A 16168-nucleotide genomic window follows, 5' to 3' on the forward strand; every position below is an offset into this window, starting at 1 on the left:
AAGGAGAGAGCCTGCTTAATAATTACTCGTCACCGTAATCAACAATGGACTATTAAAGATTGAAGCGGGGGATATGACGGTTTCGTTCAGGGGAACAGTATTGCCATAACGCTCTTTCAATTTAGCTTTTACTTCGGGACTGCTTAAATCAAAATCTTTCAGCTTTTCCAGCTTCCCAATTTCGATGTCTGCTCCACGTTGGTATATTTTCCAGATCAATTCCGAGCAATAGATCTTATCGTCTGACCATTCGAATGTCGCGTCGTAATTTTTGCCGATAAAATCTTTGCCGATTGCTTTCATTTTGGCTATTGTCGAGCTGTTTAGTACATTGTTGGCATTTTTGAGGCGTTTGACGGCGTAATGCTGCTTTTCGCCACGCGCAATCCAGTGTTCCAGCTTCGTTACAGTTACAGGCTGTACGGCTTCCAACACGTAAGGTTTACCTTGTTCGTAAAAAATAATGCCACAATGGGAATAGGGAGAACGCGTTGCTAATTGGATGGCCTTGCATTGCGGTGAAATAGAAGACTGAAAGATCATATCGCCATCGTTGAACTGGGGTAATTTTGAATTAGCTTTCGATTGCTTGGAAATCATTGGCTTTTTTTGCGCATGGACTGGTAGCGTCAGCGCTGTAGTGATCATAAGATAACTAACAAGAGATATCAGGTAAATAAGTGTCTTTTTCATTGTTTTATTTATGAAGTTACTGAAATAGTTTCATGATTTTCTTTGACTTGGTCCTTTCGGCGAGTTGAAAAGCAGATAATACGTCGGATTCATATTGATATACTTTCTCCGTGCTGGCACCTTTCTGCAAAAGATAATCTATGGCTATGTTGTTTTTCATTAATATGGCTTTTCCAAGTAATGTGCATTGTGTGAAGCTATAGTCCGCTTTAACTTCATCTATACCCAGACGGTTTAGACTATTTAAAGAGGTTTTACGGATAAAATCTATGTCGTTTTTTTCTATTGCCGCCTTCAGTACTTCGAAATCATCGACTTTTCTGTTTCTCGTCAGAAATAAGTGATGAAATTGTTTGGCAATAGCATACTGATCCTTTTCTAAAATCCGATGAAGGGCATTGCTGCTAAATTCCTCTACTGTGGAAAATCCATGCAGCTGACTAAAAAATAAAAGTATATTTTCAAAAGGGAGCATGGTCGTTTCGAGTTGCAGGAGGCCGTGGAGGTCATTCGTGTCAAACAGCGCCTCTATGTGCTTCAGACTATCCAACGTCATCGTGCGAACTGCCGGCTGCATGCTAGGTAGCCAATTTGAGGATTTGGATACAACAAATTTGTGATCGGTAATCTTATAACTGGCGGAAATGGGAGGAGTATCAAAGCTAATGATCGTTATTGTTGTATCGGATAGCTCATAGTGCTTTGATCGAAGATGCTCTACCGTTGAATTTGTAAATACCGCGTTTAAATCAACCTGAATTGTGTTGATTTGATTCTCCTCAGCCGACAAATTGTAACAAAGTATTCCTTGGTCGCTGATGTAAAAGGGCAGTCTGTCGCCTGTCTGTTGCTGTATATCAAACACCATCCTGCTTTGAGAAGAAAAAAGTACCGTTGGCAGGAATGATAGCCAACAAAGTAAGTAAAGACCTGTTTTGAACCCTAAGCGATTCATCGTATAAAATGATCGCATGACTAATCGTGGTATTGTTCTAAAAACTGATTGATCTGATTGGTTAATCCAAACGATTCGGATTCCAATAAATTGATTTCAGCTTGTATCTCCATTGTAGTCGGTGACGAGGTGAGTTTTCGATAGACCTGAATGTCCAATTCCAAAACGGCTAATTGTAGTGCTAAAAGCTGTTTGCCTTCCGTTGTGTGGAGCTGTAGTTCATTAAAAGCATGTTTTAATCGTTCCAATTCAGCGATTGATTTTTGGACGTCATTTTCATCTGCTTTACCAAAGTTTGGATAAGCTTCACTTAAGGTTCGAAAAGCATCGAGGTACTCTTCCTCAGACATTTCGTAAATATTTGAATAGAGCATATTGTACGCATCAATAGCGTCATAGGTTTCCGAATCCATTAAGTCTTCGCGATAGTCCTCGACCAATTGTTTGATGTCTTGAGATTCAATTTGTAATATTGACTCAATATCCTGTTTTATAAGATTGGCTAATTCCATGCTTTATGCTTAAGTAATTCAAAATCTCACTCAGCCCACAAATGTGCTGACAAAGAATTTTGTGACTATGGTATAGACAAAGATCATGTTTTATCGTAAAATTTCCATCCCTATAATCAGCTAATTTTTATTGTAACTGTCTTTCCGTATTTTTTTATCATCTAAACATCTCCTATAAGCGTGTGCAGTAGATGTTTCCGTTGCTTTTTTTTTGTCTTGCAGTCGGGATTTTTCTTTCTGTCCGTTAATCAAACGAAGAGTGGGAAGCTATAGCAGCAAACGGAGATCATATAGGAGACAAATTCCGTCTTTTGTCGGTGCTTGTTCAGTGATCGTTCAGTGATTGTTCAGTGCTTGTTCAGTGATGACTCAGTGTAGATTGTATAATCACTGACTGATAACTGTCTAAATATTGATTAAAAATTGTTATTAGATACTAGATGGTATGCGTGTGTTTCGGTTTTATATCTATCTTGATTGTCCATACGCTAATCAGGAAATCAGATTTATGTCCGATATTTAGAAATGTTGGGTGAATAGTTAAGTTACCCGGTCTTTATTAAATTATTTGGCTGATTTTCAGTTTTATATGTGTTGTTTTGGTATTTGTGAGTAAAAAGTACTCAATATGTTTTGCAGGCTTAAATTTAATCCCCATATTTGTTGAGTAAAAAGTACTCAATAGTAGAAAGCAAAATATAAAGCTATGATTGTATTAAATAAGCATCAGATAGTCACAGAGCAGTTTCCAAATGGGGAGACAAAAGTGAAAGATTTTGATCAGTTGATCTTCAAGAACAACCTTATTGAATTTACTTATCAGGAGGATGGGGATTTAATCCGCTTGCTTTTTGTCAAGAAGCGATTAGACGAAGTGCCCACTGAATCCTGCCGCTTACTGATCCATTATATGCCTTATAGCCGTATGGATCGGAAGATTGAAGGCGATTTGTTTACCTTACAGTATGTGGCTGATTTTATAAATAGTTTATGCTTTGATACGGTATCTGTTGTCGAGCCGCATTCCAATGTGACGCTGGAGCTACTGGCGAACAGTGTAGGGATTTATCCGGCATTGGACTGGTTGCCACAATTAATGGAAAAACTTGATTTTTCGGATCAAGATCGGATTGTTTTTCCAGATAAAGGGGCTGCGGCACGTTATGTCAATAGCGGCTATGAAAAGAGCTGTGTTTTTGAGAAGAAGCGGAACCCGCAAACAGGCCGAATCGAGGGGATGGAACTTAAGGCCGGAGATATTCCACTCGGGGCAAAATGCATTATTGTCGATGACCTGTGTTCTGCAGGTGGAACTTTTCTTTGGGCAGGGAAAATTTTGAAAGAAATGGGTGCCAGTGCGGTCTATCTTTTGGTCACACATTGTGAACCTCGCATTTTTAAAGGCACATTACTGGATGATGATTCACCGATAGCCTGTGTCTTTACCACCAATTCCATGATGGATACCAAGCACCCCAAAATAAATTACATCAACTTAACGACTGAAAGCTATGTTTAAATCAATGAACAAGAATCCAATACTTTGGACGGATGGTTATAAATTGTGCCATAAGGATCAATATCCAGCACATACGGAATGGGTTTATGAGACTTGGACTCCACGCATGTCTCGCCTGGAAGGCATCAGTCATGTTGTTTTCTTTGGACTGCAGGGCGCGCTGGCCGAAATCACCAATTCATTTGATGAGAACTTTTTTGCTCAACCGGAAGAAGAGGTTGTGGCGGCTTACGAAGAGGCGATAGCAGCTGTTTTTGAAAATACAAATGCAAAGTTTGCGGCGATGCATGAATCTAAACATATTCGCGACTTACATCGGCTGGGGTATCTTCCAATCAAGGTAAATGCGTTGCAGGAAGGGAGCTTGGTGCCTATTGGCGTACCGATGTTTACGATTGAAAATACACATCCCGATTTTTTCTGGCTTCCGGGTTATCTGGAAACACAATTATCGGCTTACATCTGGTCTCCGATGACAGCTGCGACAATCGCAGATCGTTATAAAAGATTATTGACGGGTTTCGCCGAGAAAACGGGAGACGTCAATAAAGTCTTTACCCAAGCAGGTGATTTTTCTATGCGTGGCATGGGCTCCCCTGAAACCGCTTATCGTACAGCTGGGGGGCATCTGTTGAGCTTCGGTGTCTCCGCTACATTGTCTGTTCGGGAGTATCTGAAATCCTACTATCAAGCAAAAAGTGATGTGATGATGTATACCCCGTCTACGGAGCACAGCGTGATGTGTTCGTACGGAGAAGATGAGGTGGAAGCATTTCGACATTTAATTACAACGGTGTATCCAAGTGGTAATATCTCCATCGTATCGGATACCTATGACCTCTGGAATGTAGTTGACAATGTATTGCCACAATTGAAAGATCTTATTATGGCTAGGGAGGGGAAGGTTGTTATTCGTCCCGATAGTGGAGATCCCGTGAAGATTATCTGTGGCGATGCGGCATCTGATCGCAGTACTGTGCAGAAAGGTATCGTCGAACGTTTGTTTGAACTTTTTGGAGGTACAACTAACAACAAAGGCTTTAAGGAGCTGGATCCCCATATTGGCGTAGTGTACGGTGATTCCATTACAGTCGATCGAGCGGATAAGATCTGTCAAGGTTTGCTAGATAAGGGTTTTGCTTCTACGAATACCATATTGGGAATAGGTTCGTATACCTATCAGTATGTCACACGTGACACCTTTGGCTTTGCATTAAAAGGGACTGCCGAAATTGTCAATGGAGAATTTAAAGCAATTCAGAAACGTCCGGCTACCGATACTGGAAACTTTAAGAAGTCACAAAAAGGTATGGTGGCTGTTGTATTCGAAAATGATGAATTTCGTTTAGTAGACAATCTAAATCCACAAACTGTAGCTGAACTGGAAAATAGAAACTTGCTGCGAGAGTGTTATTTGAATGGTGAATTCAGTCGTACATGCAGCTTTGAAGAAATCAGAAATCGATTAAAAACTGAAACAATTCGAGTATATGGAAAATAGCGTAAACAAACCGTTTTTCATCCAGGATGAAAACGTAGCACAGTATGCACAATTGATGGCATCCTGGATTGCTCAGCAAGTGAAATCGGCCGGCCGTAAAGGACTTGTATTGGGAATGAGCGGTGGTATCGACTGCAGTGTTGTGGCCTGCTTATGTCGGTTAGCGCAAGTAGATGTGCACTTGGTCATGATGCCCTATGGCAGCGATATGGATAATAGTAAAAGCCATCAGCATGCGATGGAGCTTATTCAGAAGTTTGATTTTCCATTTCATGTGTTTGACATTCAGTCTGCTGTGGATGCGTTGGCAATTCATCAAGAACAGTTTGTCGCCGCAGCTACCGCCGCTAACCGCGCCTTGAGCCTTGCAAACATTCGTCCACGTGTTCGTATGACGTATTTGTATCAATTTGCGCAACTGGGAAGTAGATTTGTGATTGGTACGGGGAATATGGCCGAAGCTACGGTAGGTTATTTTACGAAATGGGGCGACGGCGCCTATGACCTGAATCCGTTGGCAATGGTTACCAAACAGGAAGTGTATACCCTGGCTAAATATTTGGGTGTACCCGAATCCATTCAGTATAAAAGTCCGTCTGCTGGTCTTTGGGAAGGGCAGACAGATGAAGATGAACTGGGAATGACTTATGCGCAAATCGATGGATTTATTTTAAAAGGTACATCGGGCAACCCGGTTATAGATGAACTTATTCGTAAACGTGTACAACAGTCTGCACACAAGTTTGCAGCGGTACCTACGTTCAAAGGTTAATTTAAATAGTTAGGGAAGTCTACCCAAGCACTCTGTGGCAGGCAACAAGGAACGAAAACAGTGCTTTAAGGAAGATGAATTTTCTGGAAGAAAAAATTTAAGGGCTTCATCGTTCTGCATCATAAATGCTGCGTTGAAATAAATATGGATGTTAAGAAACTGAATAGTATGAAAACACAATTTGATCAGATTGTCGATGTTCAATATATTGCTACGGGCAAAAAGGATAATATTCCAAACATGTTGACATTGGCGCAGGAAGAAAACATACAGCCGGCAGTCTTGGATAAAAAACGGACATTGCTATTGGCGATCGATGTCCAGAATGATTTTATGGAATCCATCGGTAGCCTTGCTGTCAATGGTTCCAAAGGAGATGTTCAGCGTCTAACGCAGTGGATGTACCGTAATTTAGGCTCCCTGACACAAGTGATGTGCAGTCTTGATTGTCATTCGATGATGCAGGTTTTTCATGCCGACTGGTGGCTGGATACGGAAGGAAATCATCCGGCCCCTTTTACCATCATTCGCTACGCTGATGTCCGCGACGGTATCTGGCGTGCTGCCAATGGTCATATAGCCTTAGCGCTGGATTATCTCCAGCATCTGGAATCGGAAGGGAAAAAACAATTGTGTATCTGGCCATACCATTGCCTGGAGGGAACCTCGGGTGCGCAGCTCGAAAGTCAATTTACCAATATGGTTTATTTTCACAGTGCAGCGCGCCAAGTCAAACCGATATTGGTTTATAAGGGGCAAGATCCAAATACGGAAATGTACGGTATTATCAAAGCGGAATATGACGATAATAAATTCGTAAACCATGCTGTGCTCGATGCAATTCGTGATTACGATGCGATATACATCGCCGGTGAAGCTTCCAGTCATTGTGTTTTAGCATCGGCCGTGCAGATTTTGGAATATTTTGAACAAGACCGAGCAATTACCTCCCGTATTACTTTATTGATAGACTGCATGTCGCCAATCGCTGGATTTGAAGTACAGACTTTGCAGCAGTTTGAGGCTTTAAAGGAGAAGTATGGAATCCAAATTAAATTGTCAACCGAAGTAACTCTGTAGCAGATGACAGCCTCTGAAAAAAAATACACCTATGATTACCCAAGGCCTGCTGTCACGGTGGACTGTGTGATCTTTGGTTTTGATAAAAACCAGCTCAAGGTATTATTGACCAAACGGGCAATAGAACCTTTCTTGGGGAAATGGGCGTTTCCTGGCGGTTTTATCCAGGAAGAAGAAACAGCTGACGACTGTGCGCTTCGTAAGCTGCGGGAGGAGGCCGGTCTTAAGAATATTTTCCTTGAACAACTTTATACGTTTTCAGATCTAGCACGTGATCCGCGCGGAAGAGTGATCAGCATTGCTTATTATGCGCTTGTCAAGCCTGAAACGTATATCTTGGAGGCTGGGGTGGATATTGAAGCTGTAAAGTGGTTTGGCATTGATGAAAACAAAGATCTCGCTTTTGACCATAAACAGATCTTGAACACCGCCATCGAAAGACTGAAGGGGAAGATACGTTATCAGCCGATCGGTTTTGAGCTCTTGCCTGAACAGTTTACTTTGCCCGATTTGCACAATTTGTATGAGACTGTTTGGCAGCGGTCAATTGATCGGGGAAACTTTCGAAAAAAAATCCTCAGCATGGGTTTATTAATCGACCACAGCGATAAGCAAAAAGATCGTCATGCCAGGGCTGCAAAGATCTATAGTTTTGACAAGGTGAAATATAAGGCCCTTACTGAATCAGGATTTTATTTTGAAGTATAAGTTTTAACGAGCGGAGCAGGCGGTATTGAAATTAGCTACTGCCTGCTTTTATTTCTGTCGGTTTCTTTTAAGATCTTATGCCAAGATTCGGGACAATTTATTGCAACACGCTATTGTGAGGGAGCGTCTGTTAGGTCGCATCACGTTAAGGCTAACCCTGAAAATCACCACAATCATGTACTTCAAATTGATCGATCAAAGATTTCTGGGTGTAGTATTTTGCGATTCGTTTATTCTTTAGCAACAACGAATCCCCCTTGATTTGTAATTCGAAAATAGGCTCTTTCTCTATTTTCTTGAAGGAAAACTCATTATTTTTGGTCTTAATTGTGAGACTACTATCACGAACATTATAAGTAAAATCTTTAATTTGATAGATTTCATTGGAATCACAAACATTGACCAAATGCAGCTGTTTTTTATTTATTTTTATTTCTGCAAGATCGCAGGCATAACATATTCCTGAAAATTCGATACCATATTTCTTGAAACTATTTTTGCTCTCTGGCTGAAGAATATCAATCGGATAAAGCTGATTAAAAAGAGCCAGGTCATCATTGGATGTGGATTTCATCGCCTCCTTTTTCTGTAAAGTGTCTATACTGGTGGAGGTACTAACTGCAATGGCTGTTTTTTTAGCCTCATTCTTTTGTTGGCAGCTAAAAAGCAATGCTATACAGAGTAGAAAAATAGTTTTTATAGTGAACTTCATGGTTGTTTGAGGTTAGTTGTACTTTTTTGAAATTGGTTATACTTGTTTTTTTATTCGGCCTCGACCCATTTTTTTTCGAAATAGATCGTGCATACCGGTATATCGGTCGAATCGATGAATTTAGCTTGCACAAAATCACCCTTTGTGCCCACATATTTTAGTTTTGAGCCCTTACTACCTAAACCAGAGGTATCGTAATATGCACCCAGTTTAAGTTGATAAGGGTTGTCTTCAACATCGTTGGTAAAGATGGAAAATAAAAGTAGTTTTTTTGAGCCTATATCAGCCTGCTCATAGCCAAAGAAACGGTGATCTATACGTATATTGGAATGCAGGTGTATGATACTGTCTTTAGCAGTCAATTTTACGTAAGCTTTGGTGACTTCGTCAGATTCCAGTACACTTTGCGCATTGGCGTGGTCAATACTATCCAGTTTGGAGCTTTTTGGCGAGATACGTTCTTTTAGGACAGTATCTTGGATAGGCTTTTCTATAGCTTTCGTCGCGGTTACCTGTACTTTGTCTTGTTTTGATTTTTTCTGACAGGCAATTTGCGATGAAAGAAGTATCAATGCGCCGATATAGTAACTGTATTTGAAATGATTCATTGTTCTTTCTGTTACAAAATCCAAACCAAAGTTGCCTAAAATATGCTGAGAAAAAAATCCCTATTTTCCGCTAATCGAAAAAATCGACAAATACGGTATTTTTACAGCATTCGCATGATTCTTGTCGTATAGCATGAATCAACACCATACAACAACAACAAACAGAAAAATTAGCGCATGGCACATCGTATTTATATTTATAATGTAAATCTCAGGACCAAAGAAACATATCCCACTTACCTGGCGGAATGGAATTATGAAATTCCTATTCTAATGCTACCCTTGTTTTCTGCTCATGTTCGTTCCAAGGGTTCTCAGCTTTATGCCAATAAGGAAGACGGGATTGCACGACTGCGCTATTTTTATGCACTATTGGCTGATCGGTATCAATTGCATTATAAAAAGAGCTATTATGAGCCTGTCAACAGCATGTTTGAATTTTTGGAAGCGCTACCTTTTGATACCTTTCAGATCGATGGACGCGATGTTTTTACCATGAATGAGGAAAAGGACACGGAGCAAGCCAAAGATTGGGTGGCGGACATAAAAATGAAAGCCGCTTTGTACGAACAGGCTGTTGATGAACAGCGTTTAGATCCATTGAATGGACTTTTGCAAGAATCTGGTTACGATTCATTTTTAGAGACCCTTCAGACCGATTGGATAGACTATGGATTGGGCTTATGGGAAGAAGAGGTTTTGAAAGGGGCAGGAGCGGAAGTCTTTGAAGAAGGGGAAAAGCAGGGATTAAAGAATGCCAAGGGGGAAATTATTGTTTCGGCGATTTATGATGAAATATTCGAATTCAATGACCAGGGTATTGCAGTTGTTGAACGTGATGGCCTGTATGGCTATATTCATGCTAACGGCTCCGAGTTTGTGTCCTGTCAATATAAAGACGCTTACGATGCCAGGCATATCAACGGAAACAATTACGCAGAAGTGGAAGTTTCAGGAAAACGTGGGGTACTGCATATTGATACCAAACAGCTGAGTATACCTGCAATCTATGATGAACTCGACTGGATCGCCTATGGCTTTTTAAACGCAAGACAGGGGGATGGCCACATTCTCCTTTCGACTGAAGGACGAGTGATTATTTCAGATCCTGCAGCCGAGCCGTTTATGTATGACTATAATAAGCTGTTCTATAGCCGGCAAAAAGGAACGATAAAAAGAAAATATTACCTCATAGATGGTCAGTATTTTGGAACTTTTTTGGAGGGCAGCCTGGAGCCGCTGGCCAATCGATATTTTTGGATTAAACCCAATAAGCTACAGCCAAAAATTGCTGTCATTAAACCCGATGGTAACATCTTGGATGACGGAATAGACCGGATTATTGTGTTGGATGGCTACCGAAGTATCGCGTATCTCAAAAATAAAAGATGGCAGATTTATTCGCTTGAACAGGGGGTATTTCGACTGATGGATAGTCTGATAGACAGAGTAGGAATAGATAGTATACAGCAGCAACATAAAGATATTTTTGTTGTAGGCTGCTCCCAGGGGCAGGGGATTTATGATGCGCATCGGGGGGAATGGTTACTTGAACCTGCTACCGACCATCAGAAAATCGAACATTGTTTTTTGGATTTTATGCGCCTACACTGCCCACAGGGAATGCGCTATTTCGATACGAAGCTTAACTTTTGCAGTGAGCTTTACGATTATATTTGTTCGCCTTTTCATTATCCAGCGCTCGAGGCAATCTCAGGCGAACTCCTATTGCTTTTTAAGGGAGAGAAGCTGTTTCGTCTCGACATGCAACGGAATATCGTTGAGATTCCAGAAACGGAATTTGGATATTTATATACGGAACGCTATCAGCTACAGGGGCGCGATCAAAGCTACTTTGTACAATTCTATCAAGCCTGGACCAAGCGCAAAGGTGATGGATATGAACAGTATTTCGATAATGACACACTGCTCGAAAAAGGAAAGAAGCTGGATGCTGAAGGGAAGGTCGCTGATGCCATTCGTTTACTCACGATCGCAGCCGATCGCGGTAGTGCAGACTGTCAATACTTCCTTGGAAATATATATACAGATGTAGGCTACGAAGGGATGGATATCGCAAAGGGAAAATTCTTCTATGAACAGGCAATGGTGCAGAACCATGCGCAAGCATGGAATAACTGGGCTTTTTTATATGCGACAGCGCATGGTGTTGAATTGGATATTTCGAAAGCCTTAAAAGGATATCAGCAAGCTGTTGCGCTTGGAGAGCCGCAAGCCATGAGCAACTTAGGGAATTGGTATTATGAAGGAGCTTACGTGGGACAGGACTATCCCTTAGCTTTAGATTACTTTAAGCAAGCTGAAAAAGCGGGTATTCCCAATGATGCGCAAATGGCCGAAATCTATTATCAAAAACAAGATTACGCGAACTTATTGCGTTACTTGAAAAGAGATACCGCAAATCAATTTGCCGCTATTTATTATGGATTGCTCTATGATCAGGGACTGAAATTTAAAAAGGACAGCAAAAAGGCGATCCATTATTTTGAACGTGCCAATGACTATGGCGTTTACGAAAGTGCTACAGCTCGCTTATTGGATTATTACAAGAATGATCCTACATTTAGAAATCAGGAAAAATTTGCCCATTGGCTTGATTTTGCAAAAAGCAATAAACTGGATATCGAACCGGATTTATTGCAATGGGATAAACAGCCTGAAGATTCAGGTGCAAGTCCTTCCTTTTTTAGTAAACTTTTTAGAAAGAAAAAATAAAATATGTTATCATCAGCAAATATAGATTTTAGTGGCATTCTGATCGACTTAATCATGATTGTTTTTTTTGGATTTGGAGCAGTTTATACGTTAACGGTGGGTATTGTTCATATCGTAAAGAAGAAAACACGGACCGCAGGGTATTATTTTTTGTCGTTTTTGCTGTCGGGCCTTATTGGGCTCCTGATTGCGGCATTGGTGGCCTTTCTGTGGGCGATGTCACTATAGTAAAGTCATGGCATTAAAGTGAATTTAGCACAATGATCCTTTGACTGCCAGTCAAAGGATCATTGCGATATGTTATTTCCATCAATGGTTCTTGGCATTGACAATATGCATGAGGTGGTGGTTGCAATGCCATGCATACAAGCCTATATTGACCTTTAAAGAAATTAGTCTTTTGGTAACGGGGTGAATAAAACCCCTTTCAAGTTGTTCAGCTGAAAGGCCTTTTAGCAGTATGACCCAACGTTCATGTAAGCCTTCGAGCAATTTTACCGAACTTTCTATGGGAATTATTTTAGCGTCGGGAAGTTCGGCCCACAATTTTTCTTCATATAATTTGATGGTTGGATCTTCTTCCGTTAGGGCCAATTTGAACCGGACAAAGCTATTCATATGGCTGTCGGCACAATGGTGAATGACCTGACGTATCGTCCAGCCGTCAGGACGGTAGCGCTTCTCTAGCGCACTGTCCGTAAGGTCGCCGACTTCGGATTTTAACCGAGCCGGAAAATCTGCAATTGTCTTGATCCAGTCATTCAACAGGGAGCTGTCAATTACATCGGGTATCGCGAAACGACCTATGGGGTATCTGAGTTTTTCTAATTCATGTTGCATAACCTAAAATTACTTAAAATAGATGCAAGGTTCCTAATCTTTATGTTCATGTTTTCGATGAATATTTTTTTTCGATACATTCTTGTATAAGCTGTAATTTGGATGCGATAAAGAATTGTGTTAATTTCGGCAAAAATGCTAAGATCAATGATCCTCCCGTTTGTGTGGAGGATCATTGATCTTAGCATATAAAAGCACAAGAAATGAAAAGTCTAAAAGAACTGATTGATACAAGTAATTCGGGATGGAAGCTGGTTGAGGGCTGGTTGAAGGAAGCGACAAATTCATATGAAGTGCTTCCTCAAAATCCTAAGCGGGCTGATGAGGAACTTTTAAGGGCGCAAATTACGACAAAATCTCCCATGGGAGCCATTATTCATCAGACTGGTGGTATTTTAATCGATGGCGGCTGGTTGCGGATTTTAGGCTCTGGTTCGCCGCAGCTGAACCGTGGAATTATGGAGTGGAATAAGGGGAAGAGCTTTGACAAGGAAGGTGAGAAAGGAGGGTTTTTGCTGATAGCTGACGATGTTTTGGGCGGTTATTTTGCCATCAATGCCGGCGCTCTGGGAGATGCAATTGGACAGGTCTATTATTTTGCTCAAGATACCTTGCAATGGGAAAGTTTGGAATGTGGCTATTCGGACTTTGTTTTTTGGGCTTTGAAAGGGGATATCAGACAGTTTTATGAAACATTTAAATGGAAAGACTGGAGTGAAGACGTCAAATCGTTGAATGGTAATCAAGTTTTTTCGTTTTATCCTTTTCTATGGACTGAAGAAGCACGCGATTTTCGTAAAGTGGATCGTAAGCCAATGGCAATCGATGAGAACTACCATTTTACGATGGAATTTGCTGGTGCGCGCTAATTGTTATTTCAATACGACAAACCTTCAACGTAATGCTTTGATACGGTAATAGGACAATAATATATTGTCCTATTACCGTATGATACAAAGGGTAATGTCCCTGAATTATATTAAACTGATTTATTTTGAAGGCTAAAGCTAACCTCGTTCAGTTTGACTAGTTGTATTTGTATCCCCTCGGAAAGACCAAGTTTGGTCGCCGCTTCTTTTCCTAATTTAAGTATATGAAATCCTCTGCCGCGATAGGTAAAATTACATTCATATTTTCCAGCGTTGATCATAATCCTTAATTTTTGGGATTTGGTTGGGAATAGGGGTTTAAATTCTTTCGTAATCCTTATTTGAGATTTTTTTACGTCATCTGCAGTGATCTTGTTGCCTTCAGAAGGAAACAACATGTTCGTGGGCGGAGTGTCAGCTGTAGGGGTTGCCGTTTCTGTTTTTTGCTCCTGAATTTGCTGAACTTTTGGTGCCTCGTTTTGTATTGGTTCAGAACTTGTTTTATCCTGACGTTTCTTCTCTTGTCGGCCCTTCCTTCTATTGTTTTGACTTGCAGTTTTTTCTGTAGGTTCTGTAGGCGGTGCGGAAGGAGTAGGAGTAGCAAGGTTTTTGTGTTCGGTTTCCGCTGCTGTAGCCGGGCTGGCCATTGCTAAAGGCCGTTTAATGATATTGCGGATGTAGTAGTGTTTTATGCGCGATTTGTCGGTGTTTCGTTCCTCAATTTCAAAATCTTCTTTGTAAGCTTTGAAAAGATGAGACATCTTGTCGTATCCGTAATTTCGCGCATCAAAATCAGGTTTCCTTTTATTGAAAAGACTTCCGATCTCACCTAAGAACGCCCAGCCATTTTCATCTGCAGTATCATCGACAGTATCCTTTAAAAGTTCCAAAGTCTCCTCGTCTAATACGGCAATACTTGTTGGATTGTCAACTGGAGCAGGTTTGGGTTGATTTTGTTGCTTTTTCTTTGCGACCGTTTCTTTCTTTTGATTTTTTTCAAAAATTTCGACATAGATGAACTTGTCACAGGAGGCGATAAAAGGTTTAGGTGTCTTTTTCTCACCTATACCGATTACGAGCTTGCCTGATTCCCGGAGGCGGGTGGCCAAGCGGGTGAAGTCACTGTCGCTCGATACAATACAAAATCCGTCGACTCTGTCCGAATGCAGAATATCCATGGCGTCAATAATTAATGCCGAGTCAGTAGAATTTTTGCCTTGGGTATAACTGTATTGTTGTATGGGGGTAATCGCGTGGGTAAGAAGTTTATCCTTCCATTTTTCAACATATGGGTTGGTCCAGTCTCCGTAGATGCGCTTGATGGTTGGAATCCCGTATCTTTTGACTTCATTCAAAATCTCTTCGATCTTTCGATAAGATACATTATCCGCATCGATTAGTATTGCGATTTGCAAATCCCCATGTTCTGCCATATATGTTTAGATTATTTTTTCAATATTTGAACTCTTTTCTATTCGCGTGACCTTTCTCATCCGAATATATTCGTTAAAAATACAGTATTGTTAAAGAATATCTTGAATTTTTTGAGAATTAATTTGAACGCTACTTTTTTGGAACATACGATCAGCTGCTTTTGTTTGGGCCTAAAGGGGAATTATTACGTTTGCGAAGCGGTTAAATGATTTGAGAGACGGTGAAAATAAATAAAAAAAGGTTTTCAAACGGGGAGAATGAAAACCTTAAATAACCAATTATAAACCTAAATTATGATGATACAAAGATAGTGTAAATATTACACCCGTGCAAATATTCGTTACTGTTTTTTAAAAACATCCTGAATTTTGTAGCTGTTTAGCTACAAACTACCTGTAGCTGGGCCAAAACTAGTCCATCATAAAGCTCGAAGGTCTATATTTCATCACCGCATAAAAGCTATTGGTAAACGCTTGGACGCTTTTATAACCGACTTTATACGCGATTTGGGAGATGGTGAATTCTTTTGTGCTAAGAAGTTCCAAACTCTTGATAATGCGGAGTAACTGCTGATATTTTGCAAGTGTCATTCCGGTTTCTTTTTTAAAAAGGCGCTCAATAGTTCGGAGCGAAAGATTGGACAACATGGCGATCTCATCCATCGTGATGGCCTCTGTATAATGATCGTGAAGATGGTTCAAGACGGTTTGAAGTCTATTTTCCTGAGGAAGGGTGATCCCAAGTTGGAGTAATTGTGTGCCAAAATAGGGGAGCTCATTTAGCAATGCGCCTAGAAATACTTTCTCCTGTTGATTTTCTTCAATCAATTTCGACCATTTTTCACAATACAAAATCATTTCCCGTAATACTTTTGGCGCAGAAAATATCTGTACCTGATTGAAAAACAAATGGTCTTGTGAGCCGTCAGATTGTGGAGTATCAAAAAATAGGACCATAAGCTTGATGCGTTCCGAGTGGGAGTTGGTCTTATGTAATGCACTTGAGGGAATCCAAGCAACGTGATTTTGGGGGAGTAGGTACATTTTTCCTGCGACGGTAAGGTATTGGAAACCTTGCTCGACATAAATCAACTGACCTTTCCGATGACTGTGTAACTCGTCGTCGTGTATCCAGTTTTCTTCAAACCAGACAAAGGTTGATTTTTGGATGCGGTCAATTGTCAACATATGATTTGTCTGATCCATGTCGTTTTAAATTAAATTAATGGC

At 40.6% G+C, this 16168-nt stretch carries 16 protein-coding genes; 8 read left to right on the top strand and 8 right to left on the bottom strand.

Annotation, left to right across the window (positions count from 1 at the left end):
* Positions 1-15: 15 nt before the first annotated feature.
* The 3 genes from AB1Z56_RS02750 to AB1Z56_RS02760 form a co-directional block, all read right to left on the bottom strand.
* Complete coding sequence (locus tag AB1Z56_RS02750; protein WP_426791008.1) at positions 16-693, bottom strand: YiiX family permuted papain-like enzyme; 678 nt, start codon at positions 691-693, stop codon at positions 16-18.
* A 16-nt stretch (positions 694-709) separates the two neighbouring features.
* Positions 710-1561 carry a hypothetical protein gene (locus AB1Z56_RS02755; RefSeq protein ID WP_426791009.1) on the bottom strand — a complete coding sequence of 284 codons (852 nt, stop codon included), beginning with the start codon at positions 1559-1561 and terminating at the stop codon, positions 710-712.
* Between the two features lie 107 nt (positions 1562-1668).
* Positions 1669-2160, bottom strand: a complete 492-nt coding sequence (locus AB1Z56_RS02760; protein WP_309361770.1) for a hypothetical protein — start codon at positions 2158-2160, stop codon at positions 1669-1671.
* 706 nt (positions 2161-2866) lie between these two features.
* Between AB1Z56_RS02760 and AB1Z56_RS02765 the strand changes: the two genes are divergently transcribed.
* From AB1Z56_RS02765 to AB1Z56_RS02785, 5 genes are all read left to right on the top strand, one after another.
* The gene (locus tag AB1Z56_RS02765; RefSeq protein ID WP_313266009.1) at positions 2867-3679 is read left to right on the top strand and encodes a hypothetical protein; all 813 of its coding nucleotides are present in this window, start codon (positions 2867-2869) and stop codon (positions 3677-3679) included.
* A gap of 4 nt (positions 3680-3683) precedes the next feature.
* Positions 3684-5180: a nicotinate phosphoribosyltransferase gene (locus tag AB1Z56_RS02770; protein WP_426791010.1), complete on the top strand. Its 1497-nt coding sequence runs from the start codon at positions 3684-3686 to the stop codon at positions 5178-5180.
* On the top strand, positions 5170-5952 hold the full coding sequence (gene nadE, locus AB1Z56_RS02775; RefSeq protein WP_426791011.1) for an NAD(+) synthase: 783 nt from the start codon (positions 5170-5172) through the stop codon (positions 5950-5952). Before AB1Z56_RS02770 ends, nadE begins: the two co-directional genes overlap by 11 nt.
* A 168-nt stretch (positions 5953-6120) precedes the next feature.
* The gene (locus tag AB1Z56_RS02780) at positions 6121-7032 is read left to right on the top strand and encodes a hypothetical protein (protein ID WP_426791012.1); all 912 of its coding nucleotides are present in this window, start codon (positions 6121-6123) and stop codon (positions 7030-7032) included.
* A gap of 3 nt (positions 7033-7035) precedes the next feature.
* The gene (locus tag AB1Z56_RS02785; protein ID WP_309361760.1) at positions 7036-7740 is read left to right on the top strand and encodes an NUDIX hydrolase; all 705 of its coding nucleotides are present in this window, start codon (positions 7036-7038) and stop codon (positions 7738-7740) included.
* A 151-nt stretch (positions 7741-7891) separates the two neighbouring features.
* Here the strand turns inward: AB1Z56_RS02785 and AB1Z56_RS02790 are convergent, their stop codons facing one another.
* Positions 7892-8452, bottom strand: a complete 561-nt coding sequence (locus AB1Z56_RS02790) for a hypothetical protein (protein WP_426791013.1) — start codon at positions 8450-8452, stop codon at positions 7892-7894.
* 50 nt (positions 8453-8502) lie between these two features.
* The gene (locus tag AB1Z56_RS02795) at positions 8503-9060 is read right to left on the bottom strand and encodes a hypothetical protein (protein WP_426791014.1); all 558 of its coding nucleotides are present in this window, start codon (positions 9058-9060) and stop codon (positions 8503-8505) included.
* A 177-nt stretch (positions 9061-9237) separates the two neighbouring features.
* On the opposite strand from AB1Z56_RS02795, the gene AB1Z56_RS02800 reads away from it, so the two are divergent.
* Both AB1Z56_RS02800 and AB1Z56_RS02805 read left to right on the top strand, forming a co-directional pair.
* Positions 9238-11796 (top strand): SEL1-like repeat protein, encoded by a 2559-nt coding sequence (locus tag AB1Z56_RS02800; RefSeq protein WP_426791015.1) that lies wholly within the window; start codon positions 9238-9240, stop codon positions 11794-11796.
* A gap of 3 nt (positions 11797-11799) precedes the next feature.
* A complete protein-coding gene (locus AB1Z56_RS02805) occupies positions 11800-12024 on the top strand; it encodes a hypothetical protein (RefSeq protein WP_313265993.1) in 225 nt (74 codons plus the stop codon).
* Positions 12025-12105: 81 nt separating this feature from the next.
* Here AB1Z56_RS02805 and AB1Z56_RS02810 read toward each other — a convergent pair whose 3' ends face one another.
* Positions 12106-12636 carry a YfiT family bacillithiol transferase gene (locus tag AB1Z56_RS02810; RefSeq protein WP_309361750.1) on the bottom strand — a complete coding sequence of 177 codons (531 nt, stop codon included), beginning with the start codon at positions 12634-12636 and terminating at the stop codon, positions 12106-12108.
* A 203-nt stretch (positions 12637-12839) separates the two neighbouring features.
* Here AB1Z56_RS02810 and AB1Z56_RS02815 point away from each other — a divergent pair, with 203 nt between their 5' ends.
* Positions 12840-13505 (top strand): DUF2625 domain-containing protein, encoded by a 666-nt coding sequence (locus AB1Z56_RS02815; protein ID WP_426791016.1) that lies wholly within the window; start codon positions 12840-12842, stop codon positions 13503-13505.
* 110 nt (positions 13506-13615) lie between these two features.
* Here AB1Z56_RS02815 and AB1Z56_RS02820 read toward each other — a convergent pair whose 3' ends face one another.
* Positions 13616-14938 (bottom strand): NYN domain-containing protein, encoded by a 1323-nt coding sequence (locus tag AB1Z56_RS02820; protein WP_426791017.1) that lies wholly within the window; start codon positions 14936-14938, stop codon positions 13616-13618.
* A 411-nt stretch (positions 14939-15349) separates the two neighbouring features.
* On the bottom strand, positions 15350-16144 hold the full coding sequence (locus AB1Z56_RS02825) for a helix-turn-helix domain-containing protein (RefSeq protein WP_426791018.1): 795 nt from the start codon (positions 16142-16144) through the stop codon (positions 15350-15352).
* Positions 16145-16168: the final 24 nt, after the last annotated feature.

This window comes from Sphingobacterium sp. WOUb80, from assembly GCF_050058145.1.
Classification (GTDB): domain Bacteria; phylum Bacteroidota; class Bacteroidia; order Sphingobacteriales; family Sphingobacteriaceae; genus Sphingobacterium.

What these genes read in the sequence shown, in the direction of transcription:
- AB1Z56_RS02785 (WP_309361760.1), top strand. Translation starts at nt 7,036, where the DNA reads ATGACAGCCTCTGAAAAAAAATACACCTATGATTACCCAAGGCCTGCT.
- AB1Z56_RS02780 (WP_426791012.1), top strand. Translation starts at nt 6,121, where the DNA reads ATGAAAACACAATTTGATCAGATTGTCGATGTTCAATATATTGCTACG.
- nadE (WP_426791011.1), top strand. Translation starts at nt 5,170, where the DNA reads ATGGAAAATAGCGTAAACAAACCGTTTTTCATCCAGGATGAAAACGTA.
- AB1Z56_RS02760 (WP_309361770.1), bottom strand. Translation starts at nt 2,160, where the DNA reads ATGGAATTAGCCAATCTTATAAAACAGGATATTGAGTCAATATTACAA.
- AB1Z56_RS02805 (WP_313265993.1), top strand. Translation starts at nt 11,800, where the DNA reads ATGTTATCATCAGCAAATATAGATTTTAGTGGCATTCTGATCGACTTA.
- AB1Z56_RS02825 (WP_426791018.1), bottom strand. Translation starts at nt 16,144, where the DNA reads ATGGATCAGACAAATCATATGTTGACAATTGACCGCATCCAAAAATCA.
- AB1Z56_RS02770 (WP_426791010.1), top strand. Translation starts at nt 3,684, where the DNA reads ATGAACAAGAATCCAATACTTTGGACGGATGGTTATAAATTGTGCCAT.
- AB1Z56_RS02800 (WP_426791015.1), top strand. Translation starts at nt 9,238, where the DNA reads ATGGCACATCGTATTTATATTTATAATGTAAATCTCAGGACCAAAGAA.
- AB1Z56_RS02750 (WP_426791008.1), bottom strand. Translation starts at nt 693, where the DNA reads ATGAAAAAGACACTTATTTACCTGATATCTCTTGTTAGTTATCTTATG.
- AB1Z56_RS02790 (WP_426791013.1), bottom strand. Translation starts at nt 8,452, where the DNA reads ATGAAGTTCACTATAAAAACTATTTTTCTACTCTGTATAGCATTGCTT.
- AB1Z56_RS02755 (WP_426791009.1), bottom strand. Translation starts at nt 1,561, where the DNA reads ATGGTGTTTGATATACAGCAACAGACAGGCGACAGACTGCCCTTTTAC.
- AB1Z56_RS02815 (WP_426791016.1), top strand. Translation starts at nt 12,840, where the DNA reads ATGAAAAGTCTAAAAGAACTGATTGATACAAGTAATTCGGGATGGAAG.
- AB1Z56_RS02810 (WP_309361750.1), bottom strand. Translation starts at nt 12,636, where the DNA reads ATGCAACATGAATTAGAAAAACTCAGATACCCCATAGGTCGTTTCGCG.
- AB1Z56_RS02765 (WP_313266009.1), top strand. Translation starts at nt 2,867, where the DNA reads ATGATTGTATTAAATAAGCATCAGATAGTCACAGAGCAGTTTCCAAAT.
- AB1Z56_RS02820 (WP_426791017.1), bottom strand. Translation starts at nt 14,938, where the DNA reads ATGGCAGAACATGGGGATTTGCAAATCGCAATACTAATCGATGCGGAT.
- AB1Z56_RS02795 (WP_426791014.1), bottom strand. Translation starts at nt 9,060, where the DNA reads ATGAATCATTTCAAATACAGTTACTATATCGGCGCATTGATACTTCTT.